The organism is Dietzia sp. CH92, from assembly GCF_032248695.1.
Taxonomy (GTDB): Bacteria; Actinomycetota; Actinomycetes; order Mycobacteriales; family Mycobacteriaceae; genus Dietzia.
On the sequence record NZ_JAVHXC010000003.1, the window covers coordinates 513346 to 538446 of the forward strand.

Here is a 25101-nt window from a genome sequence, read left to right on the forward strand (position 1 = left end):
TGCCGGGTGTCCAGTTGGTCACCCTGTGCAAATCGACGGGTGGAACGTTGTGAACTTGAGATGAAAAAAAGGTCACAGATGAGAGGAACTTTAAGATATGTTCATCGAGACCTAAGGGGGGTCCGGGCCGCGAGGCCCACAGTCACAAGGGGGAATTCGACGTGAACAAGGACGTCAACGGAAAATCTCGGGGGACGGTTCAGGCGGTCCAGGAGAACGGCTCGCGGTCACCGCGCGTCAGCCTGGTCATCCCGACGCTCAACGAGGCCGAGAACCTGACCTGCCTGCTGCCGACGATCGGGGGGATCGTCGACGAGCTGGTGATCGTGGACGGCAGGTCGACCGACGGGACGGTGGAGAAGGCGCTCGAACTGCGCCCCGACGCCGTGATCGTGCTCGAGGAGCGCGCCGGCAAGGGCTACGCGCTCCAGGCCGGATTCGCGGCGTGCACCGGCGACATCATCGTGATGATGGACGCCGACGGCTCGATGGCGCCGGCCGAGATCGAGACGTTCGTCTCCGCCCTCCAGGCGGGCGCGGACGTCGTCAAGGGATCGAGGTTCCTCCAGGGAGGGGGCAGCGGAGACCTCACCGGTGTGCGGATGCTCGGCAACGCCGTGCTCACGCGGACGGTGCGGTGGACGTTCGGCGGCCGGTTCTCCGACCTCTGCTACGGCTACATGGCGTTCTGGCGCGACGTGCTGCCGTTCTTCGACGAGGAGGTCGGCGGGTTCGAGATCGAGACGTTCCTCAACGTGCGCGCGCTCGCCGCGGGCCTGCGGGTCGTCGAGGTCGCCTCGTACGAGGAGCAGCGCCTCAACGGGGAGAGCAATCTCAGCGCCATCAAGGACGGGTGCCGGGTGCTGAGCACGATCGTCCGGGAGCGCCGGCGTGTCCGCCGGTACCGGGCGAGCCTGGGCCTGCACCGGCCCGACCTGCACAGCGGCACCCCGATGCCGCACCCGGTGATCGCCCTGCGCGAGCACCGCAGCCCCACCGTGATCCCGGCGACCACGCTGACCAGTGCGTCGGCGTCCCCGGTCGCCGGGGTGGCCGTCGCGGCCGTCGTCACCGAGGGCAGCGCCCTCCGGGGAACCGGGCAATGACCGGGGAGCGCGCCACGGTCATCGTGTGCGCGAACTCCTCGGATCGTTTCCCACAGCTCGTCTCGGCGGTCGAGTCCGTCCTCGGACAGACCCGGCCGCCGGCCGAGATCCTCGTGGTGATCGATCACAACCCGGAGCTCCGCGGCCGTGTCGCGCGCCGCTTCCCGGAGCTCGCCGTCCTCGAGAACATTGGTCCGCCCGGCCTCTCCGGGGCCCGGAACACCGGGACGGCCGCGGCCACCGGCGGGATCGTCGTGTACCTCGACGACGACGCGGTGGCCGACCCCGGGTGGCTCGAGTCCCTGACCGGCCACTTCTCGCGTCCCGAGGTCCTCGGGGTCAGCGGGTACGCGGAACCGCGGTGGGCGGCCGGTCGGCCGCGGTGGTGGCCGGACGAGTTCGACTGGGTGGTCGGCTGCAGCTACCGCGGGCTCCCGGAGTCCGTCGGCGAGGTGCGGAACCTGATGGGGTGCACCATGGCCCTGCGGCGCCACGTGGTGGAGGCCGCCGGCGGGTTCGACACGGCCCTGGGCCGGACGGGCACCGGCGCGGCCGGGTGCGAGGAGACGGAACTGTGCATCCGGGCCTCCGAGAGGTTCCCGCACGGGGTCTTCCTCCACGATCCCGGCGCGCGGGTGCGTCATCTCGTCCCCGCGACGAGGGGCACCCTGTCCTATTTCCGGTCGAGGTGCCTCGCCGAGGGCGTGTCCAAGCGGCTCGTCACCCGCCGCACCGGCGTGGGGACGGGACTGTCCACGGAGGTCGCCTACGTCCGCCGCACCCTGCCCGCGGGGATCGTGCGGAACCTCGTGCAGGCGTGGCGGGGCGAACCGGCCGGCCTGGCCCGGGCGGCGACCATCGCCCTCGGGCTGGGCGCCACGGCGGTGGGTTACCTCACCGCCGGCGTCCCGGTGTCGCGGACGCCCGCGGCCGGGCCGGCGCCGACCGCGGACGCGGTCCCGCCGGTCCTGCCGCTGGTCGTCGACCTCGCCGACCCGCCACGGCCGCTCCCGGACGCGCCGGCGCAGGGCCCGTACGCCCGGGCCTGGTGTCTGATCCTCGAGGACGGCACCCCGGTCGAGGAACACGACATCGCGCTGGACGGCACCGAGACGACCACCGCGGACGTCCTCGCGCGCATCGGTGCCCCCGCCCTGGGGCCCGGGCTCGACAGCCCGCCGGCGTCGGCGTCGGCGTCGGCGCGCGGGCGCGACGACACGACGGTGGTGGTGGCCACCCGGGCCAGACCCGCCCGCCTCGCCGAATGCCTCGACTCGATCGCGGCGGGGACGGTCCTGCCCCGGACGGTGATCGTGGTGGACAACGCGCGCCCGGACGACCTCACCGAGAAGCTGGTCGCGGGCTACCGCATGGAGGGCGTCACCGTCGAGTACGTGCGGGAGGACCGTCCGGGACTGGCCCACGCCCACAACGCCGCCCTGCGGTGCGTCGGCACGGAGCTGGTGGTCTTCACCGACGACGACGTGTGGGTCCACGAGCGCTGGCTCGAGAACATCACCGACGTCTTCGACACCGACCCCGAGACCGTGTGCGCGACCGGGATGATCGCACCCCGGGAACTCGACACCCTCGCCCAGCAGTGGGTCGAGGCGCAGGGGGTCTACAGCAAGGGGCTCCGCCCACTGGTGTTCGACAACGCCGAGCACCGGGCGGACAACCCCATGTACCCCTACGCGGCGGGCACGTTCGGTTCCGGAGCCAACATGGCCTTCCGCACCGCCCACCTGCGGTCCATCGGAGGGTTCGACGGCGCGCTGGGGACGGGCACGGTGACCAAGGGCGGCGACGACCTCGCGGCGTTCTACGACGTCATCCGTCACGGCGGGCGCCTGACCTACGTGCCCTCCGCAATCGTGCTGCACCCGCACCACCGGGACTACGCGGCGCTGCGCCGCCAGGTGTACGGGTACGGGGCCGGCCTGGGCGCCCATCTCATGCGGTGCGTCCTCGACGAGCCCCGCGCGGTGGTGACGATGGTGCGCAACCACCGGGCCGCCGTGGCCCGGCTCTCGACCATCCTCCACCCGCCGCCGGCCCGGGGACTGCCCGCCTATCCGCGGGACCTGTCCCGCGCCCAGCGCAGCGGGCTCGCCACCGGCCCGGTCCGGTACCTGATCAGTCGCTACCGCACCCGCGGCGACGTCCGGGAACGGATCGCCGCATGAAACACCTCATCCCGATCCTGCTGTACCACTCCGTCACCGGCACGCCCGCCCGTGGCCTCGAGAGGTTCACCGTCCGGCCCGATCAGTTCGCCGCACACCTGGACCACCTGATCGACGACGACCGCACGGTCCTACCGCTCGGGGAGATCGCCGAGCACCTCCGGTCCGGCACGCCCCTGCCTGAGGGCGCGGTGGCCGTGACCTTCGACGACGGACTGGCGGACTTCGCCGAGCACGCCTGGCCCGAACTGAGATCGCGGGGGATGCCCTCCACGCTGTACGCGGTCGCCGGGTATCTCGGCGACCGCAGCCGGTGGCTGGACGGCCCGGCGGCCGAGAGTCCCATGCTCAGCGCGGGACAGCTGTCGGCGTTGGCGGACGGCGGTGTGGAGATCGGGGCCCACAGCATGACCCACCCACAGCTCGACCTCCTGCCCCGCGCCCGCGCGCAGCGGGAGATCGCGGACAGCAAGGACGCCCTCGAGCAGATCCTCGGACGGCCGGTGACCACCTTCGCCTACCCGCACGGGCACCACACCCGCGCGGTCAAGGACCTCGTCGTGGAGGCGGGGTACACCTCCGCCGCGGCGGTCCGGGACATGTTCAGCCACGACCGCGACGACGTGTTCGCCATCGCGCGGCTGACGATCACCGACGCGACCACCAACGAGGACCTGGGCCGGCTCCTGCAGGGCAGGGGCGCCCGCCCCGCGCCCCGCCGGCAGCTGGTGCGGACGAGGCTGGGCCGGCAGGTCCGGCGTCTGCGTCAGACCCCGTCGAGGAGCGACCGATGAGCATCCTCGAGGTGAGCTCCCCCGCGCCCAGGGACAGGTGGAACGAGCTCGTCGCACGGTCCGACCGGGCCCTGCCCGAGCACGTGCCCGAGTGGACGGACGCGATCTGCGCCTCGGGACGGTTCGGCGACGTGAGCCGCCACTACCGTTTCGACAGCGGCGCCGAGGCCGTCCTACCGCTGGTCGCCCGCCGGGGACTGACGGGGATCGGCGGGTGGGCCAACTCCTACCCGCCGGCCTGGGGCATCGGTGGGCCCGTGCACACGGGGCTGACGACGGACGAGGCGGTCGCGGTCGTGCAGGACCTCGGCGGGTTGGGTTTCCAGCGGGTGGGGCTGCGTCCCGACCCGCTGGAGGGTCCCCTGTGGGCCGCCGCCGCGCACCGGGCCGGGGTGGACACCATCGCCCGACGCGCACACGTCCTCGACCTCTCCGAGGGTGTCGACGCTGTGTGGGCGGCAACGTCCAAGTCGGCGCGGAGGAACGTGCGCCAGGCGAGGAAGGCCGGGGTGCGGATCGAGGTGGCCCGCGGCGGGCGACTGCTCGAGGAGTACTACGAGCTGTACCTGACCTCCGTCGACCGGTGGGCCGAGTTCCAGCGCGAACCGCGGGCCCTCGCCCGGGCCCGGGCCCAGGCCCGCGATCCGCTGGGCAAGCTCCGGACCCTCGGGCAGGCCCTGGGGCAGCGGTTCCACGTCCTCCTGGCCTACGTCGACGACCAGCCGGCGGCGGGCGCGATCGTGGTGACGGGGCGTACCGCCCACTCGATCCGCGCGGCGATGGACAAGTCGCGGATCGGCGACACCCAGGCCGCCGTCCTCGCCAACTGGACCGAGATCGAGGTCGCCGCGGGCGCGGGGTGTCGGACCCTGCACCTCGGTGAGTCGGGGCGGTCCCGGCAGTTGGCGTTCGCCAAGGAGAAGTGGGGCGCGCGCCCGTACGACTACGTCGAGCTCCGCATCGAGAGGCTCCCGTGGACACGAGTCGATTCCGCTCTGCGGACCGGCGTCAAACGAGCGATCGGATTCAGAGATGACTGACTCAGACATCAGCCGGCCCCGTCGGACCCTCGTGGCGACGGGGGCCGTCGTCGCGGCGCTGTCCGTGACCATCGCCTCGTGCACGGTCGACGTCCGGTTCGGGATGGAGCGGGCCGGGGCGGAGACCACCACACTCACGCCGGCGGCCGCGACGACCGTGACCTCGACACCGGAGACCGGCGTGAGACACCTCCTCGCCGCGGAGATCGCCGAGGCCCCGCTCATCCTCGACGAGGACTTCAGCGGGTACGCGCTCGACACGAGCGTCTGGAACACGTGCCACTGGTGGGACGACGGAGGCTGCACGATCGCCTCCAACGACGAGCTCGAGTGGTACCTGCCGAGCCAGGTGGCGGTGCGGGACGGGGCACTGGAGCTCACCGCCGAACGCCGCGACGTCGTGGGCGCCGACGGGACGACCTTCCCGTACACGTCGGGGATGGTCACCACGGGTCCCCCGGTCCACGACGGGCTGGCCAAGCTGGCGTTCACCTACGGCGCCGTCGAGGTCGAGTTCCGGGCGCCCCTCGGCGCCGGGCTGTGGCCCGCGATCTGGATGCTGCCCGCCAGCGAGAACTCGAAGCCGGAGATCGACATGTTCGAGGCCGTCGGCCAGCGGCCGGACCAGGTCAGCATGTTCTTCCACCCCAAGATCGACCCGGACCGCAACGTCTCGCACACCCGGGTGTATCTCCCCGAGGGTCAGACGTTGGCGGATCCCCACGTCGTCCGCCTCGAATGGTCGCCGGGGCTCATGGACTTCTACCTCGACGGTGAGAAGGTGTGGCAGGTCACCGGGGCGCAGGTGCCCGACGAGCCCATGTATCTCGTGATGAACCTCGCCGTGGGCGGCGTCTTCGGCGGCACCCCGGATCCGTCGGCCTTCCCCGCGACGTTCTCCATCGATCACGTCCGCATCTGGTCGGGAGGCACCCAGTGACCGGGATCGCCGTGCCCACCCGGCAGCGGTTCAGGACGGCGAACCCGCTGCACACGAACGCCAACGCGCTCATCCTGAGCACCGTCCTCACCTCGGCGGCCGGGCTCGTGTTCTGGGCGCTCGCCGCGCGGTGGCTGCCGGCGGACTCCGTCGGACTCGGCACGGCGCTCGTCTCGGTCCTCACCCTGCTCGCCAACCTCGCCACCCTCGGGCTCCGCAACGGCGTGGTCCGGTTCCTCCCCTCCGCCGGGGCGTCGGCCCGGCGCCTGATCGCGGGGAGCTACGCCGCGTGCACCGCCGCGGCCGTCCTCCTGTCCGGTGTCTTCCTCCTCGGTCAGCCCCTCTGGTCCGCACAGCTCGGCTTCCTCCGGGACAACGTCTTCACCATCGGCGCGTTCACGGCCGCGACGGTGGTCTGGGTGCTGTTCGTCCTGCAGGACGACGTGCTGGTGGGACTGCGCAAGAGCGTCTGGGTCCCCGTGGAGAACCTCGCGTACGCGCTCGCCAAGATCGCCGTCCTGCCGGCCCTGGCGTTCACGGCGACGTGGGCGGTGCTCGCGGCGACCGTGCTCCCGGCGGTCCTCGCCGTCGCGGCGGTCAGCATCCTGCTGCTGCGGCTGTCGCACCCGTCCCGGCTGGGGTCCGGTGGGACCGGCAGGATCTCCGTGTCCCAGCTGGTCCGGTTCGCCGCGGCCGACCAGACCGCCTGGCTGATCTCCGCGTGCACCGCCCCGGTGCTCACGCTGATCGTGCTGGAGGTGCAGGGTCCCGAGGCGAGCGCCTACTTCTACATGGCCAACATGATCGGCTACACGCTGTACCTGATCACGAGCAACATCGGCAGCGCGCTCATCGCCGAGTCCGTCCACGACCCGGGGCGCGCGGCGACCCACACCCGTGCGGCCCTCGTGCACAGCCTCCGGCTGGTGCTGCCCCTGGCGGCGGCGGGAGTGGTCGCCGGTCCGCTGGCGCTCCGGATCTTCTTCGGGGAGGACTACGCCACCCACGCCGGCGGGGCGCTCCAGCTGATCATCCTGTCCGCGCTGCCGCAGACCATCATCGGGATCAGCATCAGCACCGCACGCGTCCGCCGGCAGATGTCGACGGTGGTGGTGACGTACGGCTTCCTCGCGGTCACCATCTGGGGCGGGAGCTGGGCGGCGCTGCAGTGGTGGGGTGTCACCGGCGTCGGGGCGACCATCCTCGTGGCGCACGTCCTGGCCGCCGTCGGGCTGGTCGTGACCGGTCGGGCGGGCCTCGGCGTGGGCGGCTCGGCCACCGGGACGCTCTGGTCCCTGGTCGCCCGGCTCTCCCTGGCGGCCCGGCACGGTGCCACCAGGCGCGACTCCGGTGGTCGCCTGCGCCCGGCGCTCGAGGCGTGCGGGCTGCCCGTCACGGCGGGGACCCGGGTGATGAAGAGCGATTCCGACACCCTCGTCGCCGCGGTCACCGCACCCGAGGGCGACTGTGTCCTCAAGATCTCGACGTCGGACGCGGCGGACCGGAATCTCGCACGCCACGTGCAGGTCGTCGAGGCGCTGCGGGGGATCGGCGACGACTCCTTCGCCGCACTGCTCCCACGGAGCCTCGATCAGACCACCGCCGACGGCCGGGCTGTGGTGCGCGAGACCCTGCTCCCGGGTCGCACCCGCGGGGACGACTCCACCCCCGCGGCCCTGGCCGCCATCGGTCGCCTCCACTCGGCGACCGCCCGGACGCGGACCGTGACCCCCCGGGTGCTGGCGAGCTGGCTCGATCCCGCCCTCCGGGTGCTCCGGGAGTCGGAGCAGGGGGCCCGCAACGCGCGTGCGACGCGCCACCTCGCGGACTACCTGGGTGCCGGCCTGCTCTACGCGGAGGTCACCGTGAGCTGGATCCACGGGGACTACTGGCCCGGCAACGTGCTGGTGTCCGACTCGGCGCACGGCCCGCTGGTCACCGGGATCGTCGACTGGGAGAACGGTCTCGAACCGGGTATGCCCGATGTCGACCTGGTGCACTGGTATCTGTCCACGAGGACCGACGATCTCGGGGCGGCGGTCTGCAGCCTGCTCGAGGACCCCTCCGCGGTGGAGCGGTCCCTCGACGCCGCCGGCGTGAGCCTGGCGAATGCGCACGTGGGGATCGAACGCATCGCGCTCCTCGTGTGGTTGTGGCACGTGGCCAACATGCTGTCGAGGTCGACGCGGAACGGGCCCGGGCGGATCTGGCACCTGCGCAACGTCCAGCCGGTGCTCAAGCGGTTCGAGTCGGATCCGTCGATGCTCGCGGGCGGTGGTCCCGGTGGTCACACTCGATGAGCGGCGGCGGACCGCCGCTCGACCGACGCCGCCCACGGCCGCGCAGGCGCCGCAGGTGACCCGGCAGGAACGGCCCCGGCGCGCCGCCCCGCTGCGCGCACTCCGGGGCCAGGCCGTGGCGTTGTGCTGCGTGGCGGCGGCGATCCTGATGTGGACGGTCGGGTTCGCGGGCGCCGACCCACGGCAGATGGGCGCCCTCGGCCTGCTGACGTTCTTCAACACGGCGATCGTGGGCGCGATCCTCCTGCTGCTGGGCAGCGCCCTGGTGTGCGTCTACCAACGACGCCCGCAATGGGTCGTGGGCGTGCACCTCGTCACCTATCTCGCACTGGTGCACGGCACACCGGCGCTGATGTACGACAACGTCAGGTATGCGTGGTCCTACAAACACCTCGGGGTCGTCGACTTCATCCTGAGGACCGGCACCGTCGACACCGGCATCGACGTCAACCCGATCTACCACAACTGGCCGGGGGTCTTCGCGGGCAGCGCGTTGATCGCGGGATTCGGGGGAGAGGACACCGAGAGGACCCTGGCACTGTGGGCCCCTCTGGTCTTCAACCTGATCCTGCTCGTGGTGTTGAGGTATCTCTTCCGCGGTCTGACGAGCCGCAGCGACGTGGTCGGGACGGCCCTGATCATCTACTTCACGATGACCTGGGTGGGGCAGGACTACTTCTCGCCGCAGGCCGTCGTCTACATCCTCTATATCGCGGTGGTCGGCCTGCTCCTCCGCGGCCAGTACTCCGGGTGGCTGCGGACCGCCTTGTTCGCCCTCCTCGTGGCCGCGATGGCGGTGAGTCACCAGATCACCCTGGTCATGCTCCTCATGGCGCTCACCGCACTGCTGGTCCTGCACCAGATCCGCGGATGGCACCTGCTGACCGTCGCCGTGGCGATCATCGGTGCCTGGGCCCTCACGTTCGCGGACGACTTCACCCTCACCAATCTCGCGGACCTGGTCTGGGGATTCGGGCAACCGCTCGCGAACGCGGAGGAGACGTTCAGCAAGTCGGACGGCGCGACCGGATTGCAGAAACTCGTGGTGGTGGGGGACAGGTTCACGGTCGGTGTGGCGGCCGCCTTCGCGGTCTTCGGCGCGTGGCGCAGTCGACGGGACAGCTCGCTGAGCCGGCCCGCCCTGATCCTCATGCTCGCCCCGGTGGCCATCCTGGGGATGATGTCGTTCGGCGGCGAGGCCCTGCTCCGGGTCTTCCTCTTCGCCGCGCCGTTCATCGCGTTCCTCGCCGCGCAGGGGTGCGCGCCGCGTACCCGGGGCACCGACGTTGACTACCGGCGGCTGTGCACGGTCGCCGCGGTGGTGGCGCTGGTCCTGCCGGGCTTCTTCCTCGGGTACTACGGCAAGGAGCGCCAGAGCTACTTCACCGCGGAGGAGGTGGGCGCCTTCGAATGGCTCGCGGAGAACGCCCCCGCCGGTTCCCTGCTCGTCGAGGGTGACACCAACTACCCGCGGCAGTTCCGCAACTACGAGAAGTTCGACTACGTCGTGATCGCCCGCGAACCGGCGTCGGGGCGCATCGTCTCCCGCCCGGTGGCCAGGCTGGGGGAATGGCTCTCCGACGCCCGGTTCGTGGACGGGTACGTCGTGATCACCCGCTCCCAGAAGATCGGAATCGAGATGGACCACTCGATGCGTCCGGGATCGCTGGATCGAATCGAGGACGCACTGCGGTCGTCGCCGTTGTTCACCGTCGTGCACGAGTCGCGGGACGCGACCGTGTTCACGCTGTCCGAGCTCGGGAGAAGGTAGCCACATGGGACGAGGGATGACGTTCGGACGGATCCTCGCGCTGGGGATCGCGGTCGCGGCCCTCACGATCGCGGTGATCGTCGTGGAACCACTGCGGCTGGTCTACGCGGTCGCGTTCTGCCTGCTCGTGCCGGGCGCCGGGTGGGCTGCCAAGGCCCGGGAGGCCGACGCCGTCGACCGGCTCGCGCTCAGCGTGGCCTTCAGTCTGAGCGCGACGGTTCTCGTGGCCACGGCCATGGCCGCCACCGGGACGTGGTCGGTGACGGTCGGGATGGCCGCCCTGGCGGTGATCGCGATCCTGGGGTTCGCCCCGCTCGGCTCCTCGGCGCGCCACCGCAAGCCGCTGAGGATCCGCCTGCGATCGAGGTGAGCGGGGCAGGCGGGCCGCACCGTTGTCCGGGCCGCTGACCACGCGATTGGTGAAGCCGGACGGGGCCGTGTTAACGTATTCCAGCGTTACTCGGGCGAGTGGCGGAATGGCAGACGCGCTGGCTTCAGGTGCCAGTGTCCTTCGGGACGTGGGGGTTCAAGTCCCCCTTCGCCCACCACACAGCAACACCCCGGAGTGTCGGCAGACCCTCCGGGGTGTTGTCGTATGTTCCGGGGCCCCCGCGGACGGGATCGGCGCCAGCATCGTCGGTTATGTCATGCGTCACAAGTAGGCGGAAACCGCTCGACGAGGGTAGTTCACCACGCAAAGTGTCCCGTAGGCTCTCCCGGAAGTTCTCTCGGGAGACGTGGCGCCACCCCGCCCGCCCCGGAGGACGACGCCGTAGTGGCGGACGAAGCCGGGACACCATCCCACCCCGAGCTGCTTCGTGAGCTCTGAAGCGCGGATCGGTGACAAGAGCGCACCCAGGTGGAACACGTTCCAAAGCCTGTGGACAATGAGTAAAACACCGACACAAGACACAACGGAGCCGACGCCTGGGCGTCGGCTCGCTCACAACGCCCAAAAGGATGCCCAATGGCCTCGAGCCTTGAAGAGATTCCTGATATGACCCCGGGGACAGACCTCCGGGACGCCGTGCAGACCGCGTCCGTGATCGGCGTGGTCGCCGAATCCAACCCCGCCGAGAACCGTGTGGCGGCGACGCCGGAGACCGTGGCGAAGCTGATCGGCCTGGGTTACCGGGTCGTGGTGGAGCACGGCGCAGGGACGCGCGCGGAGTTCGCCGACGCGGCCTACGCCGGGGCCGGCGCCGAGATGGTCGACGGTGACGCCGCCTGGTCGGCTGATGTGGTGATGAAGGTCGCCGTGCCGACCGAGGCCGAGGTGGCCCGGGTCCGGTCCGGGGCCACGCTGGTGAGCCTGTTGGCCCCGGCGCAGAACGAGCGTCTGCTCACGGTGCTGGCCGAGCGCGGGGTGACCGCACTGGCGATGGATGCCGTGCCGCGGATCTCGCGGGCCCAGTCGATGGACGTGTTGTCCTCGATGGCCAACATCGCCGGCTACCGCGCCGTGATCGAGGCCGCCCATCACTTCGGTCGGTTCTTCACCGGGCAGGTCACCGCGGCGGGCAAGGTGCCGCCGGCGAAGGTCCTGGTCGCGGGCGCCGGTGTGGCGGGTCTGGCCGCCATCGGTGCGGCCTCGAGCCTGGGCGCGATCGTGCGGGCGACCGACCCGCGGCCCGAGGTGGCCGATCAGGTCAAGTCGATCGGCGGCGAGTACCTGCCGGTCGAGGTGCCCGACGAGGAGAAGGTCGTCTCCACCGACGGCTACGCCAAGGCCACGAGCGAGGCCTATGACCGCGCGGCCGCGAAGCTCTACTCGGATCAGGCCGCCGAGGTCGACATCATCATCACCACCGCGCTGATCCCGGGCCGCGCGGCGCCGCGGCTGATCACCGCCGCCGACATCGCGGCCATGAAGCGCGGTTCGGTCATCGTCGACATGGCCGCAGCGCAGGGCGGGAACGTCGAGGGCAGCGTGGCCGACGAGGTCGTCGTCACCGACAATGGCGTGACGATCATCGGCTACACCGACCTCGCGGGTCGTCTGCCCGCGCAGGCGTCGCAGCTCTACGGCACCAACCTGGTCAACCTGGCCAAGCTGGTCACGCCGGGCAAGGACGGGGTGTGGTCGCTGGACATGGACGACGTCGTCCAGCGCGGTGTGACCGTCGCCAAGGGCGGTCAGATCATGTGGCCGCCGCCGCCGGTGCAGGTCAGCGCCGCCCCGGCCGCCCCTGCGGCCTCCGCTGCGGCGGAGCCGGCCGAGGAGAAGAAGAAGCTCTCGCCGGCCGCCAAGCTCGGCATGATCGCCGTGGGTATGGCGCTGCTGCTGCTCATCACCGCGGCCGCGCCCGGTGACATCGCCCGGCACATCACGGTGTTCGTGCTGGCGATCGTCATCGGTTACTACGTGATCGGCAACGTCCACCACGCGCTGCACACGCCACTGATGTCGGTGACCAATGCCATCTCGGGCGTCATCGTCGTCGGCGCGCTGCTGCAGATCGGTATCGACAGCACGCTGGGCCTGGTCCTGGCCGTGGTGGCGATCCTGTTCGCGTCCATCAACGTCTTCGGCGGCTTCGCCGTGACCCGTCGCATGCTCGCGATGTTCTCGAAGGGAGCCTGAGAAGATGTCGATCGACTCCGCCGCCAATGCGGCCTACCTGATCGCGGCCCTGCTGTTCATCCTGTCGCTGGCAGGGCTGTCCAAGCACGAGACCGCCCGCCGGGGACTGACCTTCGGCATCTCCGGCATGGCGCTCGCGCTCGTCGCGACCATCGCCCTGGTCCTCGACCACCAGCCGCCGACCCTGGGCATCGTCCTGATGGTCGGTGCCGTGGCCATCGGTGCGGCCGTCGGCCTGTGGCGCTCGCGCAGCGTGCAGATGACCGAGATGCCCGAGCTCATCGCCCTGCTGCACTCGTTCGTCGGCCTGGCCGCCGTCCTGGTGGGATGGAACGGCTATCTCGACCCCGACCTGCATGGTGAGCTCACCGGATCGCTGCTGGGCATCCATCACGCCGAGGTGTTCATCGGGGTGTTCATCGGCGCCGTGACCTTCACCGGTTCGATCGTGGCCTACCTCAAGCTGTCGGCCAAGATGGCCTCCGCTCCGCTGGTCCTGCCGGGCAAGAACCTCATCAACCTGGGCATCCTCGTGGCGTTCATCGTCCTGACCGTGTGGTTCGTGACCAGCCCCGCCCTGTGGATGCTCATCGTCGTCACCGTCCTGGCCCTGGCGCTGGGCTGGCACCTGGTCGCCTCCATCGGCGGCGGCGACATGCCCGTGGTGGTGTCGATGCTCAACTCCTACTCGGGCTGGGCCGCCGCGGCGACCGGCTTCCTGCTGGGCAACGACCTGCTCATCGTCACCGGTGCGCTGGTGGGCTCCTCGGGTGCGTACCTGTCGTACATCATGTGCAAGGCCATGAACCGGTCGTTCTTCTCCGTCATCATGGGCGGCTTCGGCATCGAGGCCTCCTCCGGTGAGGGCAAGGATCACGGCGAGCACACCGAGATCGACGTCGCCGGGGCGGCCGAGATGCTCGCGAACGCCTCCTCGGTCATCATCGCCCCCGGGTACGGCATGGCCGTCGCCCAGGCCCAGTACCCGGTGGCCGACCTCACCCGCACGCTGCGCGAGCGCGGCGTCGACGTGCGCTTCGCCGTCCACCCGGTGGCCGGTCGCCTGCCGGGCCACATGAACGTGCTGCTGGCCGAGGCCAAGGTGCCCTACGACATCGTGCTCGAGCTCGACGAGATCAACGACGACTTCGCCGACACCGACGTCGTCCTGGTCATCGGCGCCAACGACACCGTCAACCCCGACGCCGCCGAGGACCCGGGCAGCCCGATCGCCGGCATGCCGGTGCTCCACGTGTGGGAGGCCTCCAACGTCATCGTGTTCAAGCGGTCCATGGCCGCCGGGTACGCCGGCGTCCAGAACCCGCTGTTCTTCCGCGAGAACACCGACATGCTGTTCGGCGACGCCAAGGACCGCGTCGGCGACATCCTCAACGCGGTGAAGGACCAGCAGGGCGCCGGCGTCTGACACGACGTCACGCAGGCCGCTCACGGGCCCGGACCGAGGGGATTCTCCCCGGGTCCGGGCCTGCGGCGTCCCGGGCGGGTAGAAGTGGGACCATGAGCGCCGCACCCGATACCGCGTACCCCGACACCCGACTGTTCGTCGACGGCCAGTGGTCCGACGCCGCCGACGGTCGCACGATCGACGTGCTCAACCCGGCCGACGGCCAGGTGATCGGCACGGTCGCCCACGCCTCCGTCGCCGACCTCGATCGCGCCCTCGCGGCCGCCGAGCGCGGCTTCGAGGTGTGGCGTGACATGACCCCGGCCAGGCGGGGCACGATCATGCGCGCTGCCGCGGAGCTGCTGCGCGACCGGGTGGAGGTGATCGCCCGGACCCTGACGCTGGAGCAGGGTAAGCCGCTCCGCGAGGCCCGGGGCGAGATCCTCGCGGCCGCGGACATCATCGACTGGTTCGCCGAGGAGGGGCTCCGCGTCTACGGGCGGCTGGTGCCCCACCGCACGGACATCACGATCCGGCAGATGGTCGTCAAGGACCCGGTCGGCCCGGTCGCGGCCTTCACGCCGTGGAACTTCCCCGTCAACCAGGTGGTGCGGAAGATCGCGGCCGGCCTGGCGGCCGGGTGCTCGCTGATCGTCAAGGCCCCGGAGGAGACGCCGGCCAGCCCGGCGGCGCTCATCGGGGCGTTCGCCGACGCGGGCCTGCCGGCCGGGGTGCTGGGTCTGGTGTACGGCGATCCCGCGGAGATCTCCGGTTACCTCATCCCGCACCCGGTGATCCGGAAGGTTACGTTCACGGGGTCGACCGCGGTCGGCAAGCAGTTGGCGGCATTGGCGGGGCAGCACATGAAGCGCAGCTCCATGGAGCTCGGCGGCCACGCTCCGGTGATCGTGTGCGATGACGCCGACCTCGAGCTCGCGTTGGGGACGATGGGTCCGATGGCGTTCCGCAACGCGGGCCAGGTGTGCATCTCCCCGACGCGGTTCCTCGTGCAGAACGGCGTGCGCGACGAGTTCGCCCGCGCGCTGGCCGCGCACGCCGAGGGGATCCGGGTGGGCAGCGGTCTGGAGGACGGCACCACGATGGGCCCGCTGGCCAACGACCGTCGGCTCGCGGCGATGGGCGAGTTCCATTCCGATGCCGTGGATCGCGGTGCTCAGGTGCTCACCGGTGGCCACCGGATCGGCGAGTCGGGCAACTACTGGGCGCCCACCGTGTTCGACGAGATCCCGACCGAGGCCCGCATCTACAACGACGAGCCGTTCGGTCCCGTCGCGGCGATCCGGGGATTCGACCGGTTGGACGAGGCGGTCGCCGAGGCGAACCGGCTGCCGTACGGGCTGGCCGGTTACGCGTTCACCAGCTCCCTGGCGAACGCGGACCTGCTGACCCGGCGGGTCGAGGTGGGGATGTTGTGGGTCAACATGCCGTCCACGCCGTCGGCCGAGCTGCCGTTCGGCGGGGTCAAGGACTCGGGTTACGGTTCGGAGGGCGGTCCCGAGGCCATGGAGTGCTATCTAAACACCCGGGCGGTCGCGATCCGCAACGTCTAGCGCCGCGGGTTTCACGTGGAACCGGAGGGCGGGCGGGAGCTGGTCCCGGGCCGGGTCCACGGTGGGCGGGGTCAGAAGACGGGCTTGCCGCCCGTCACCCCCAGCACGGTCCCCGAGACGTAGCTCGCGTCGGACGGCGAGGCGAGGAAGACGTAGGCGCCTGCGCACTCGCCGGGTTGGCCCGCGCGCCCGAGCGGGGTGTCGCCGCCGAAGTCCTCGAGCGTGTCCGGGTCCTGCGTCGCCGGCTGCAGGGGCGTCCAGATGGGGCCGGGCGCCACGGCGTTGACGCGGATGCCGCGTTCGCCCAGCTCGTTGGCCAGGCTCACGGTGAGGTTGTTGAGTGCGGCCTTGGTCGCGGCGTAGTCCACCAGCGGCGGGGCGGGTTGATAGGCCTGGATGGACGTCGTGTTGATGATCGACGACCCGGGGCCGAGGAACTGCAGTGCCTCCTGGCTGGCCCAGATGGTGGCGTAGAGGTTGGTCTTCATCACCCGGTCGAGGTTCTCCGAGTCGATGGTCTCCAGTCCCTCGCCGCGGGCGTGCTGGTACGCGGCGTTGTTGACCAGGACGTCCAGGCCGCCCAGCTGCTCGGCGGCGTCGCGGACGACCTTGCGGCACTGCGATTCGTCCTGCAGGTCCGCCGGCAGCAGGACCGCGCGTCGACCGGCCTTCTCGATCCACCCGGCCGTCTCTTCGGCATCCGGTTGTTCGACCGGCAGGTAGGAGATCGCCACGTCGGCGCCCTCGCGGGCGAACGCGATCGCGGCGGCCCGCCCGATCCCGGAGTCCCCGCCGGTGATGAGCGCCCGGAGGCCCTCGAGGCGCCCGGACCCGCGGTAGCTGTGCTCGCCGTGATCGGGCAGCGGGTCCATCCGGGAGGTCAGGCCGGGAGGCTCCTGCTCCTGGGCGGGGAAGCCGCCGGAGTCGTTGACCATCTGTTGCGCGTTCTCGGCGATGTCGCTCGTGGCACCCATCTCGATCACTTCCTCTTGAGCACGCCGGCGCACGCCACGCGCAGTTCCTCCAGCTCGCGGGCGTGCTGTTCGGCCCGGTCGAAGAGGTTCTGCAGCGTCGGGGTCGGCAGGCGCGGGTCCTCGATCTCCAGGAGGGCCCGGAACCCCATCTTCTTGCCGTTGACCGCCAGCGTGAGCGCCTCGAGCTCGACCAGATCGCTCAGGGGGGACCGCTCGGCGAGCCGCCGGTTGGGTTTGAGCTGGCCGAGCTTCTCGGACGCCTTGGCGGGGAGGTCCTTGAGCAGCGACGGCGAGGTCCCGGCCAGCGTCATGAGTTCCTCGAGGGCCTTGAGGTCATCGACCGTCTCGTCGCCGATCCGGCCGACGACCTCGCGGACGTGCGGGTCGCTGTGATCCTCGGCGACGCGCCGGAACAGGTCGATCCCGGCGGCGGCACCGGCGTGGTGGTCCTGCATGTAGGTGTGCAACATCTCGGTGGCCATGTCCTGACGCTACGAGTCTGAGCGCGCGGGGCAACCGGTCAGTTGATCGCGCCCGTCGCCTCCCGGGCCCGGACAGCAGATTCATCGTTCACCGCCCATCCCACGCCTGTCCGTCCGTTCGCCGAGGAGAGCGTCAGGAGCGGCGATGCCGGAAAGGCGTTGACGCGCGAGTAGCCAACGGCTACGGTGACGAGCGTCACAGTCGCAGGGCTCCAGCGATGCAGCTCGACCGCCCCCTCTCGGCGCGACGTGACGCATGAGCACGCAGCACCCAAGAGTTCGCCCGCCGTCCGAGCCCGGACGGCCCGAACCCTGTCCCGTCATGCCTGTCCTCCCGGAGAGTCTCGCTCTCCCGACCAGAAAGCGGCACCAACGTGAGCTCATTGTTCGACTCGTACCCCCTCGGTGACGTCCGGCTCCACAACCGCGTGGTGATGGCCCCTATGACCCGAGCGCGCAGTCTCGACACGATCCCCAACGCCGTAATGGCGGAGTACTACCGCCAACGCGCGTCCGCCGGTCTGATCGTCACCGAGGGCACTGCGATCTCGCCGGAAGCGCAGGGTTACGCGTTCATTCCCGGCATCTGGAGCCCCGAGCAGGTCATGGGCTGGAAGAAGACCACGACCGCCGTCCATGACGAGGGTGGCCGGATCTTCTGCCAGTTGTGGCACGTCGGCCGACTCTCGCACCGCTCCCTACAGCCCGGCGGTCGGCAGCCGGTCAGTTCCGGCGCCGCCCCCGCTCGCGGATGCCAAATCTTCGCGTACGACGACGACGGGGAGGTCGGGTTCATCAACGTGACAGACCCGCGCCCGCTGACCACGGCCGAGGTCGAGCGGGTGGCCCGTGATTACGCGACCGGCGCGGCCAACGCGTTGGATGCCGGGTTCGACGGGGTCGAGCTGCACGCCGCCAACGGTTACCTGTTCGAGCAGTTCCTCAATCCCGCCGTCAACACGAGGGACGACCAGTACGGGGGGACCGTCCCCAACAGGGTCCGGTTCCTCCTCGAAGCGGTGGACCGGGTGGTGGAGGAGGTCGGCTCCAGCCGGGTCGGCGTCCGGCTCTCTCCGTTCAGCGGACTCTTCGACATGCCGTCATATGCCGAGGCGCAGGAGACCTACCTGTATCTGGCCGATGAGCTGGGCCGTCGACATATCGCCTATGTGCACCTCATCGACCAGAACCCGGACGGGCAGCGACTGCTAGCCCCGGAGTTCCTCGCGTCATTCCGGGCCCGGTACGGCGAGGCGATCATCCTCGCGGGTGCGCTCACCGGCGAGCTGGCCCACGCCCTCGTCGAGCGCGGGCTGATAGACCTCACCGCCTTCGGTCAGCCATATATCGCGAACCCCGATCTGGTCGAGCGTCTGCAGAACGGCTGGCCGCTCGCGACCCCAGACCCGAAGTCCTACTACGGCGGCGGCGGCGCAGAGGGCTACTCCGACTACCCGCGATTCGACCCGGCGACCGTCTGACCGGGTCCCGGCCCCCTCATGAGCCGATCCCCTATTCACCCTTCTCTGAACGGAGCACGATGACAGACCTGAACATCCCCGAGTACGACCAGTCCACGCTCGTCCGCTCGATCGACGTCGAGATCGACGCGCCCGCGGGCATCGTGTGGGGCGTCCTGACGAACCTCGAGGCGTATCCGGAGTGGAACCCGTTCTGCATCTCCGCTCGGTCGACCCTGGAACTCGGGGCCCCGGTGGAGATGACGCTGAAAGATTTCAGCGGAGGTTCGGGGACTTTCCCGAACACGGAGTACGTCTGCGCCGTGATCCCGGAGCGTCTGCTCTCGTGGGAGCTCATCGCGACCGACGACGATCCGAAGGCCGCGCGACGCGATCAGGTCATCGAACCGATTTCGGGGGACCGCTGCCGTTACTACTCGACCGACGCCTTCCTCGGCGTCGAGGCGCGTCAGATCATGGAGGAGAGCGGAGCCTGGGTGAAGCGCGCCTTTGACGTGACCGCGCTGGCGCTCAAGCAGCGCAGTGAGTCGCTCTACGCCGATGTGACGGCGACCGAGCGGGGGGCTGCACTGTGAAGTTCTGGGCGAGCACGGCGTTCATGAAGACCGCGGAGATGCCCGCGGTGGCGCAGATGGTCGAGGAGGCCGGTTTCCACGGGGTGCTGGTGTCGGACCATCTCACCTTCCCCAGGGAGATGAAGACCAGATACGACGGACACGAGAGTGGCCAGATGTACTGGCCCGCAGACACGGAGTGGCCGGATGCGTGGGCGCTCATCAGCGCGATGGCCGCCGTGACGACGACGCTGCAGTTCGGTAGCTACGTCTATATCGCGCCGGCACGGCCTCTCATCGAGGTCGTCAAACAGGTCGGCACGGCGTCGGCGATCGCGGGAGGCAGGGTGTCGCTCGGATTGTCGGCGGGGTGGATGCGGGAGGAGTTCGAGCTGACCGGCCAGGACTTCGACAACCGCGGGCCGCGGCTCACGGAGATGATCGGGGCACTGCGCGAGCTGTGGCAGGGCGGTTGGGTGTCGTGGAACGGGGAGTACTACGAGGTCCCCGAGATGATGATCGAACCGCACCCCCCGGGGAGGATCCCGATTCTGTGCGGGGGCGAGTCGGGACCCGCGCTGCGGCGCGCGGCCCAGCATGGCGACGGCTGGGTGGGAACCGCGTATACCCTCGATGACGCCGGGGAGCGGATCGACCGGATCAACCGACTCAGGCGTGAGTACGGCCGGGAGGATGAGCCGTTCGAGTTCATCATGGCCTTGTACGACCCCCCGACCGTGGAGACGTTCGAGCGGGCGGAGAGCGCCGGCGTCACCGGAATCGTGGCGCCACTCGCGAGCTGGGTGGAAGGACGGCCTGACGATCCCGGGGTCGGGGCCGGTGCGGAGAGGTTCCGGGCCCCGATCACGGAGTTCCGCGAGAACATCATCGACCGACTCACCCTGGTGCGCCAGTAGCGGAATGCGGCCCGGCCCCCGGGCACCCGCCGGGGCCGGTCCGACCCGGGCCTGGCACTGGCGACGCCGGGCCCGTCAGACGGGCGCCGATCACGCGTGGCCGGACCAACGGCACTCGCAGATCGGTCCGGGCGGCCGCATCTCCTGCCCCGGTCGAGGGCCGTGGGCCCCGATCCGTCAACCGGCAGGCGAGAGGAGGCCCTTGGCGATGTGCGTCACCTGGATCTCGTTGCTGCCCGCGTAGATCATGAGCGATTTGGCGTCGCGGGCGAGCTGCTCGACCCGGTACTCGGACATGTAGCCGTTCCCGCCGAACAGCTGGACGGCCTCCATGGCGACCTCGGTGGCGGCCTCGGAGGAGTAGAGCTTCATCGCCGACGCCTCCGCCAGCGACAGCGGCTTGCCCGCGCGGGCGCGCTCGAGGGACTGGAAGACCATGTTCTGGACGTTCATCCGCGCCACCTCCATCTTCGCCAGCTTGAGCTGGATGAGCTGGAAGCGCCCGATTTCCTGGCCCCACAGGGTCCGTTCACTGGCGTAGTCGATGCACAGCCGACGGCACTCCTCGATGATCCCCAGCGCCATCGTCGCTACACCTATCCGTTCGGCGGTGAAACTCGAGCGCGCGGACTCCTTCCCGTCGCCGCCGCGGCCGGCCTCGGAGCCGCCGAGCAGGCGCTCCCGGCCCAGGCGGACGTCGTCGAAGAACAGCTCGCCGGTGGGGGAGCTGTGCAGGCCCATCTTCTTGAACGGGGTGCCCTGCGTCAGTCCGGGCATGCCTTTGTCCAGGACGAACGTGAGCACCTTGCGGTCGCGCGGGCCCACCGACGGATCGCCCTCGTCGAGCTTGGCGTAGACGATCATCACGTCGGCGTACGGGCCGTTGGTGATGAACGTCTTGCGGCCGTTGAGGATGTAATCGTCGCCGTCGCGCCGCACGTAGGTGCGCATGCCGCCGAAGGCGTCCGAACCCGAATCCGGCTCGGTGATCGCCCAGGACGCCACCTTCTCCATCGTCATGATCCCCGGCAGCCAGCGTTCCTTCTGCTCCAGGGTGCCGCGGGACGCGATCGTGGTGGCCCCCAGCCCGAGGCTCACGCCGAGCGCCGAGACGAGTCCCATGCACGCCCCGGCCAGTTCGCTGATCACCACCGCCATCATGGAGTCCCGGCCACCGAGACCGTCTCCGGAGCCGCCCTCCTCGTCGTCGTCCTCACCGCCGTCTCCACGCGGCGTGGAACCGCCGGCCGCGCCGTTTCCGCCCCCGGTCGCGTCACCGGCCGCCCGCGCCCGCTCCTTCGCGAGCATCTTCTCCACGTTGTCCCGCGACATGGCGTCGATCCCGAACTCGGTGAAGAGCTTCCGGATGATCGGGTACGGCGTGATCTCGCCGCTCTCGAGGGCGTCCAGGTTGGGGCGGATCTCCTTGGCGATGAAGCCACGCACGGCGTCGCGGATCATCAGGTCGGTCTCGGACCACTCGAACATCGGCTGTCGTCTCCTCGGTGGGGGTCGCGCGGCATGTGAGCTGCAACACGTTCCAGCTCAGTGTGTCGTGGAACGGCCCCGCGGAGGCGGGATTGCAGCGAACGGCCGTGCTCGTCGGGCACACTTTCGGCCATGAGTTCTCTGAAGGACAGTGCCTCCCACCCCGCGGGCCGCGCACAGCTCGGCCGGATCGGCCTGTGGACCGGCTCGCTCGAGGGCGTCCCGGTCGCGCGGATGCCCGAGGTCCTCGGCGAGCTCGAGGAGCAGGGCTGGGGCACGCTGTGGTTCGGCGAGGCCGTGGGGCGCGAGGCGTTCACCGCCGCCCAGCTGTACCTCGGCGCGACGAGTCGGATGGTGTTCGGCACCGGCATCGCCAACATCTACGGGCGTGACGCCTCCGCCGCCGGGTCGGCCGCCCGCACGATCGAGGCCCAGCACCCCGGCCGGTTCGTCCTGGGCCTGGGCGTCTCGCACGCGCCGCTGGTCGAGCGGCACCGCGGACACCACTACGGTCGCCCGCTCGCCGCGATGCGCGAGTACCTCGACGCCCTGGACGGCACGCGTCCCCTGGCCGCCGGGGAGGACGTCATGCCGCCGGTCGTGCTTGCCGCCCTCGGGCCCAAGATGCTGGAGCTCTCCCGCGACCGCACCGCCGGCGCGCACCCCTACCTGACGCTGCCCGAGCACACCGCGCAGGCGCGGGAGATCCTCGGCGGGACCGGCGACGACGGGCCGGCCCTGATCGTGGAACACGCCGCGGTGCTCGCCGAGGGAGTCGAGGACGACGACGAGGTGTGGCGCTCGCGGGCGCACGATCACCTCAACGTCTACACAGGCCTGCCCAACTACCGGAACTCCTGGACACGGCAGGGCTTCGACGAGTCGGACTACGTGCGCGGGGGCAGCGAGCGTCTCAAGAAGGCGCTCGTCACCCGCGGGCTCGAGGCCACGCGGGCGCGCGTGCAGGAGCACCTCGACGCGGGCGCCTCGACCGTACTGGTGCAGGTGCTCGGGGAGAACGTGCTGGTCCCGCCGGTGACGGACTGGCGGATCGCCGCGGAGGGGCTGCTGGGCTGAGGCCGAGGGTCGGCGGGTGAGCTCCTCGTCGTCGTACTCTTCCTACCGGTGACCCCTGCCGGTCACCCGGGCCAGGCCGCGGTCTCCACGACGATCGGTCCGGCCACCGCGCCGCCGGTGGTGGTGAGCGTGTACTCGACGGGCCCGGACCCGGTGCTGATGATCGCGTCGTAGGGGTGGGAGATCGGGGCGGGCACGCCGGTGGAGATGCGCGGGTGGGGGATGTGCGCGACCTTCTGCCCACTCTCGCCGGATCGGAGGTTGCGCCAGGAGAGGGTGGCGGTCAGATCGCACGGGCCGAACCCGACCACGGCGAACGCCCAGCTCACGCTGGACGAGCCCGGATATCCGATGCCGTTGAGGGTCGTCGACACGGCGCCGGCGCACGCCCCGGCCGGGCTGCCGCTGATCGCGACGAGACGGTCCGCGGCGGGGAGGACCTGCGGGACGGCGTCGGCGGATCCCGGGCCGAGGGAGCCAGCGGCACCGGGGGCCGGAACGACGGAGCCGGGGGCGGCGGACGCCTGGGCACCGGCGACGGCCGGGGCGGCGACGGTCACCGCGAGAACCGTGGCGGCGAGTGCGGTCGTCACCGGGATGCCGGGCCGGAGGGCGGCCCGCGTGGACGTGCCGAGCATGTTCATCTGCTGATGGTGTCACCGGATGGGCGGGCAGACAACAGTGCGGCGGGGCCGGGCGGCACGAGAACGTGTTCACACGTGTCTGTAATGTCCGGACGGAGGGTTGAGGAAGGACACATCGATGGGTGGCAGAGGGCGCAGCGTCCATGGAGCGCGGGCGGAGGAGAACCGACTCATCGCCGTGCTCGCCTTTGCCGGGATCGTCGTCTCCCTCAGTCAGACGCTGGTGATACCGCTGCTCGGCAAGCTCCCCGCGATCCTCGACACCTCGGCCGTCAATGCGGCGTGGGTGGTGACCGTCACGCTGCTCGCCGGCGCGGTGGGCGGGCCGGTCATGGGCCGCCTGGGCGATCTCTACCCCAAGAAGTTCGTTCTGATCGGGTGCACCGCTGTGATGGTGGCGGGCTCGGTGCTGTGCGCGCTGGCCGGGTCGCTGTGGCCGATGCTCATCGGACGCTTCCTCCAGGGGCTGGGGATCGGGGTGATCCCGATCGGCATCGCGACCATGCGCGAGGTGCTGCCGGCCGCCCGCCTGGCACCGTCCATCAGTTTGATGAGTTCTTCTCTGGGCGTGGGCGGCGCACTGGGTCTGCCGGCGGCCGCGGCGCTGGCGCAGTACGGATCGTGGCAGTGGATGTTCTGGGGCACGGCTCTGCTGGGGCTCGGGATCATGGCCGCGATGGCGCTGCAGCTACGCAGGATGTCGGCGGCCAAGCCCGACGGAACCCTCGACGTGGTGGGTGCCCTGGGGTTGGCCGTCGGCCTGGTCTCTCTGCTCCTCGCGGTGTCGAAGGGCGCCGACTGGGGCTGGGGCTCGCGGATGACGCTCGGACTGTTCGCCCTGGCGGCCGTGGCGTTCCCGGCCTGGGGGTGGTGGGTCCTGCGCCACCGCTCCCCGCTCGTCGACCTGCGCGTCGCCGCGCGCCGTCCGGTGCTGATGACCAACATCGCAACGGTGCTGGTGGGCATGGGGATGTACGCCCAGTTGCTCATCCTCCCGCAGATCCTGCAGCTGCCGCTGGCCACGGGCCACGGGCTCGGTCAGTCGATGGTGGCGATGGGGCTGTGGACCGCGCCCGGAGGGCTGGCCATGATGGCCGTGTCCCCGATAAGCGGTCGGCTCATCGGCACCCGCGGACCGAAGTTCACGCTGGTCCTGGGTGCGCTGGTCATCTCTTCAGGGTATGTATCGGCCGTGTTCCTCATGGGGTCCACGTGGGGCGTCATGGCCGCCGGTGCACTGACGAACGCCGGCGTCGGACTGGCCTACGGCGCCATGCCGGCGCTGATCATGGCGTCGGTTCCTCGTACCGAGATCAGCTCCGCCAACAGCGTCAACACCCTCATGCGGTCGGTCGGCACGACCACGTCGGCCGCCGCGCTGGGCGTCGTCCTCACCCAGATGTCGGTGGACTACCAGGGGCTGTTCGCTCCGACGGAGGCCGGATTCCGCACCGGGTTGGTGATCGGGTGCGTCGTCGCACTGCTCGCAGCCGCCGTCGCGGCGACCATCCCGCCACCGTGGGAGGACAGGGACTGATCTGGCCGCACCGCGATCGCCGGGCGGTGGCGGCTGCCGGGCGATGGCCGGCCCGCGCGCGCCCGGGGCCGCGCTCACGGTGTCGGTGTGCTGCCGACGTACCGGCCCACCAGCCCGCTGGCCGCCGGGAGCAGGGGGGCCCGGCCGCGGCAGTTGACGACAGAGTGGCCATTGGCTACCGTGACGGTTGTCACCTTGAGGTGACCGTCGTCACGTCGAGGAACCGGTCCGAGCCGGCCGGGGACTCGCA

General features: G+C 70.6%; 21 protein-coding genes and 1 tRNA gene. 17 read left to right on the top strand and 5 right to left on the bottom strand.

Annotation, left to right across the window (positions count from 1 at the left end; translation table 11 throughout):
• Positions 1 to 161 precede the first annotated feature (161 nt).
• The 12 genes from RWK90_RS08795 (at position 162) to RWK90_RS08850 (ending at position 15697) form a co-directional block, all read left to right on the top strand.
• Positions 162 to 1106, top strand: coding sequence for a glycosyltransferase family 2 protein (locus tag RWK90_RS08795; RefSeq protein WP_314036851.1), 945 nt, complete (start codon positions 162 to 164; stop codon positions 1104 to 1106).
• Entirely contained in the window at positions 1103 to 3292 is a 2190-nt protein-coding gene (locus tag RWK90_RS08800) for a glycosyltransferase family 2 protein (RefSeq protein ID WP_314036853.1), read from the top strand. Before RWK90_RS08795 ends, RWK90_RS08800 begins: the two co-directional genes overlap by 4 nt.
• Positions 3289 to 4086, top strand: a complete 798-nt coding sequence (locus tag RWK90_RS08805; RefSeq protein WP_314036855.1) for a polysaccharide deacetylase family protein — start codon at positions 3289 to 3291, stop codon at positions 4084 to 4086. Before RWK90_RS08800 ends, RWK90_RS08805 begins: the two co-directional genes overlap by 4 nt.
• The gene (locus tag RWK90_RS08810; protein WP_314036857.1) at positions 4083 to 5126 is read left to right on the top strand and encodes a GNAT family N-acetyltransferase; all 1044 of its coding nucleotides are present in this window, start codon (positions 4083 to 4085) and stop codon (positions 5124 to 5126) included. The genes RWK90_RS08805 and RWK90_RS08810 overlap by 4 nt, the downstream gene beginning before the upstream one ends.
• A complete protein-coding gene (locus RWK90_RS08815; protein ID WP_314036859.1) occupies positions 5119 to 6066 on the top strand; it encodes a glycoside hydrolase family 16 protein in 948 nt (315 codons plus the stop codon). Before RWK90_RS08810 ends, RWK90_RS08815 begins: the two co-directional genes overlap by 8 nt.
• Positions 6063 to 8366 (top strand): phosphotransferase, encoded by a 2304-nt coding sequence (locus tag RWK90_RS08820; protein ID WP_314036861.1) that lies wholly within the window; start codon positions 6063 to 6065, stop codon positions 8364 to 8366. The genes RWK90_RS08815 and RWK90_RS08820 overlap by 4 nt, the downstream gene beginning before the upstream one ends.
• 55 nt (positions 8367 to 8421) lie before the next feature.
• Positions 8422 to 10137 (top strand): hypothetical protein, encoded by a 1716-nt coding sequence (locus tag RWK90_RS08825; protein ID WP_314036863.1) that lies wholly within the window; start codon positions 8422 to 8424, stop codon positions 10135 to 10137.
• 4 nt (positions 10138 to 10141) lie between these two features.
• The gene (locus RWK90_RS08830; protein WP_314036865.1) at positions 10142 to 10507 is read left to right on the top strand and encodes a hypothetical protein; all 366 of its coding nucleotides are present in this window, start codon (positions 10142 to 10144) and stop codon (positions 10505 to 10507) included.
• Between the two features lie 92 nt (positions 10508 to 10599).
• Positions 10600 to 10685: transfer RNA gene (locus RWK90_RS08835), tRNA-Leu, on the top strand.
• Between the two features lie 449 nt (positions 10686 to 11134).
• Complete coding sequence (locus RWK90_RS08840) at positions 11135 to 12721, top strand: Re/Si-specific NAD(P)(+) transhydrogenase subunit alpha (RefSeq protein ID WP_314036867.1); 1587 nt, start codon at positions 11135 to 11137, stop codon at positions 12719 to 12721.
• A 4-nt stretch (positions 12722 to 12725) separates the two neighbouring features.
• Positions 12726 to 14147: a Re/Si-specific NAD(P)(+) transhydrogenase subunit beta gene (gene pntB / locus RWK90_RS08845; RefSeq protein WP_314036869.1), complete on the top strand. Its 1422-nt coding sequence runs from the start codon at positions 12726 to 12728 to the stop codon at positions 14145 to 14147.
• A 92-nt stretch (positions 14148 to 14239) separates the two neighbouring features.
• A complete protein-coding gene (locus RWK90_RS08850) occupies positions 14240 to 15697 on the top strand; it encodes an NAD-dependent succinate-semialdehyde dehydrogenase (protein ID WP_314036871.1) in 1458 nt (485 codons plus the stop codon).
• A 71-nt stretch (positions 15698 to 15768) separates the two neighbouring features.
• Here RWK90_RS08850 and RWK90_RS08855 read toward each other — a convergent pair whose 3' ends face one another.
• Genes RWK90_RS08855 through RWK90_RS08865 form a run of 3 tightly spaced genes read right to left on the bottom strand, consistent with a single transcriptional unit; the run spans position 15769 to position 17353 of the window.
• Entirely contained in the window at positions 15769 to 16632 is an 864-nt protein-coding gene (locus tag RWK90_RS08855) for an SDR family oxidoreductase (RefSeq protein WP_396230305.1), read from the bottom strand.
• Positions 16633 to 16676: 44 nt separating this feature from the next.
• Complete coding sequence (locus RWK90_RS08860; RefSeq protein ID WP_314036875.1) at positions 16677 to 17153, bottom strand: hypothetical protein; 477 nt, start codon at positions 17151 to 17153, stop codon at positions 16677 to 16679.
• 38 nt (positions 17154 to 17191) lie between these two features.
• Positions 17192 to 17353, bottom strand: coding sequence for a hypothetical protein (locus RWK90_RS08865; protein ID WP_314036877.1), 162 nt, complete (start codon positions 17351 to 17353; stop codon positions 17192 to 17194).
• A gap of 174 nt (positions 17354 to 17527) precedes the next feature.
• Here RWK90_RS08865 and RWK90_RS08870 point away from each other — a divergent pair, with 174 nt between their 5' ends.
• From RWK90_RS08870 to RWK90_RS08880, 3 genes are read left to right on the top strand one after another with little or no spacing between them, the layout of a single operon-like run.
• Entirely contained in the window at positions 17528 to 18634 is a 1107-nt protein-coding gene (locus RWK90_RS08870) for an alkene reductase (RefSeq protein WP_314036879.1), read from the top strand.
• A 59-nt stretch (positions 18635 to 18693) separates the two neighbouring features.
• The gene (locus tag RWK90_RS08875; protein WP_314036881.1) at positions 18694 to 19209 is read left to right on the top strand and encodes an SRPBCC domain-containing protein; all 516 of its coding nucleotides are present in this window, start codon (positions 18694 to 18696) and stop codon (positions 19207 to 19209) included.
• Complete coding sequence (locus RWK90_RS08880; protein ID WP_314036883.1) at positions 19206 to 20105, top strand: TIGR03619 family F420-dependent LLM class oxidoreductase; 900 nt, start codon at positions 19206 to 19208, stop codon at positions 20103 to 20105. The genes RWK90_RS08875 and RWK90_RS08880 overlap by 4 nt, the downstream gene beginning before the upstream one ends.
• Before the next feature lie 177 nt (positions 20106 to 20282).
• On the opposite strand, the gene RWK90_RS08885 is transcribed toward RWK90_RS08880, so the two are convergent.
• Positions 20283 to 21593, bottom strand: coding sequence for an acyl-CoA dehydrogenase family protein (locus RWK90_RS08885; protein ID WP_314036885.1), 1311 nt, complete (start codon positions 21591 to 21593; stop codon positions 20283 to 20285).
• Positions 21594 to 21725: 132 nt separating this feature from the next.
• On the opposite strand from RWK90_RS08885, the gene RWK90_RS08890 reads away from it, so the two are divergent.
• Positions 21726 to 22670 (top strand): TIGR03620 family F420-dependent LLM class oxidoreductase, encoded by a 945-nt coding sequence (locus RWK90_RS08890; protein ID WP_314036887.1) that lies wholly within the window; start codon positions 21726 to 21728, stop codon positions 22668 to 22670.
• 62 nt (positions 22671 to 22732) lie between these two features.
• Here RWK90_RS08890 and RWK90_RS08895 read toward each other — a convergent pair whose 3' ends face one another.
• Positions 22733 to 23314, bottom strand: a complete 582-nt coding sequence (locus RWK90_RS08895) for a hypothetical protein (protein ID WP_314036889.1) — start codon at positions 23312 to 23314, stop codon at positions 22733 to 22735.
• 118 nt (positions 23315 to 23432) lie between these two features.
• On the opposite strand from RWK90_RS08895, the gene RWK90_RS08900 reads away from it, so the two are divergent.
• Complete coding sequence (locus tag RWK90_RS08900; protein ID WP_314036891.1) at positions 23433 to 24851, top strand: MFS transporter; 1419 nt, start codon at positions 23433 to 23435, stop codon at positions 24849 to 24851.
• Positions 24852 to 25101 lie beyond the last annotated feature (250 nt).

Coding starts and splice junctions, on each gene's coding strand:
- RWK90_RS08800 (WP_314036853.1), top strand. CDS start 1,103: ATGACCGGGGAGCGCGCCACGGTCATCGTGTGCGCGAACTCCTCGGAT.
- RWK90_RS08805 (WP_314036855.1), top strand. CDS start 3,289: ATGAAACACCTCATCCCGATCCTGCTGTACCACTCCGTCACCGGCACG.
- RWK90_RS08810 (WP_314036857.1), top strand. CDS start 4,083: ATGAGCATCCTCGAGGTGAGCTCCCCCGCGCCCAGGGACAGGTGGAAC.
- RWK90_RS08815 (WP_314036859.1), top strand. CDS start 5,119: ATGACTGACTCAGACATCAGCCGGCCCCGTCGGACCCTCGTGGCGACG.
- RWK90_RS08830 (WP_314036865.1), top strand. CDS start 10,142: ATGGGACGAGGGATGACGTTCGGACGGATCCTCGCGCTGGGGATCGCG.
- RWK90_RS08840 (WP_314036867.1), top strand. CDS start 11,135: ATGACCCCGGGGACAGACCTCCGGGACGCCGTGCAGACCGCGTCCGTG.
- pntB (WP_314036869.1), top strand. CDS start 12,726: ATGTCGATCGACTCCGCCGCCAATGCGGCCTACCTGATCGCGGCCCTG.
- RWK90_RS08850 (WP_314036871.1), top strand. CDS start 14,240: ATGAGCGCCGCACCCGATACCGCGTACCCCGACACCCGACTGTTCGTC.
- RWK90_RS08855 (WP_396230305.1), bottom strand. CDS start 16,632: ATGGTCAACGACTCCGGCGGCTTCCCCGCCCAGGAGCAGGAGCCTCCC.
- RWK90_RS08860 (WP_314036875.1), bottom strand. CDS start 17,153: ATGGCCACCGAGATGTTGCACACCTACATGCAGGACCACCACGCCGGT.
- RWK90_RS08875 (WP_314036881.1), top strand. CDS start 18,694: ATGACAGACCTGAACATCCCCGAGTACGACCAGTCCACGCTCGTCCGC.
- RWK90_RS08885 (WP_314036885.1), bottom strand. CDS start 21,593: ATGTTCGAGTGGTCCGAGACCGACCTGATGATCCGCGACGCCGTGCGT.
- RWK90_RS08890 (WP_314036887.1), top strand. CDS start 21,726: ATGAGTTCTCTGAAGGACAGTGCCTCCCACCCCGCGGGCCGCGCACAG.
- RWK90_RS08895 (WP_314036889.1), bottom strand. CDS start 23,314: ATGAACATGCTCGGCACGTCCACGCGGGCCGCCCTCCGGCCCGGCATC.
- RWK90_RS08900 (WP_314036891.1), top strand. CDS start 23,433: ATGGGTGGCAGAGGGCGCAGCGTCCATGGAGCGCGGGCGGAGGAGAAC.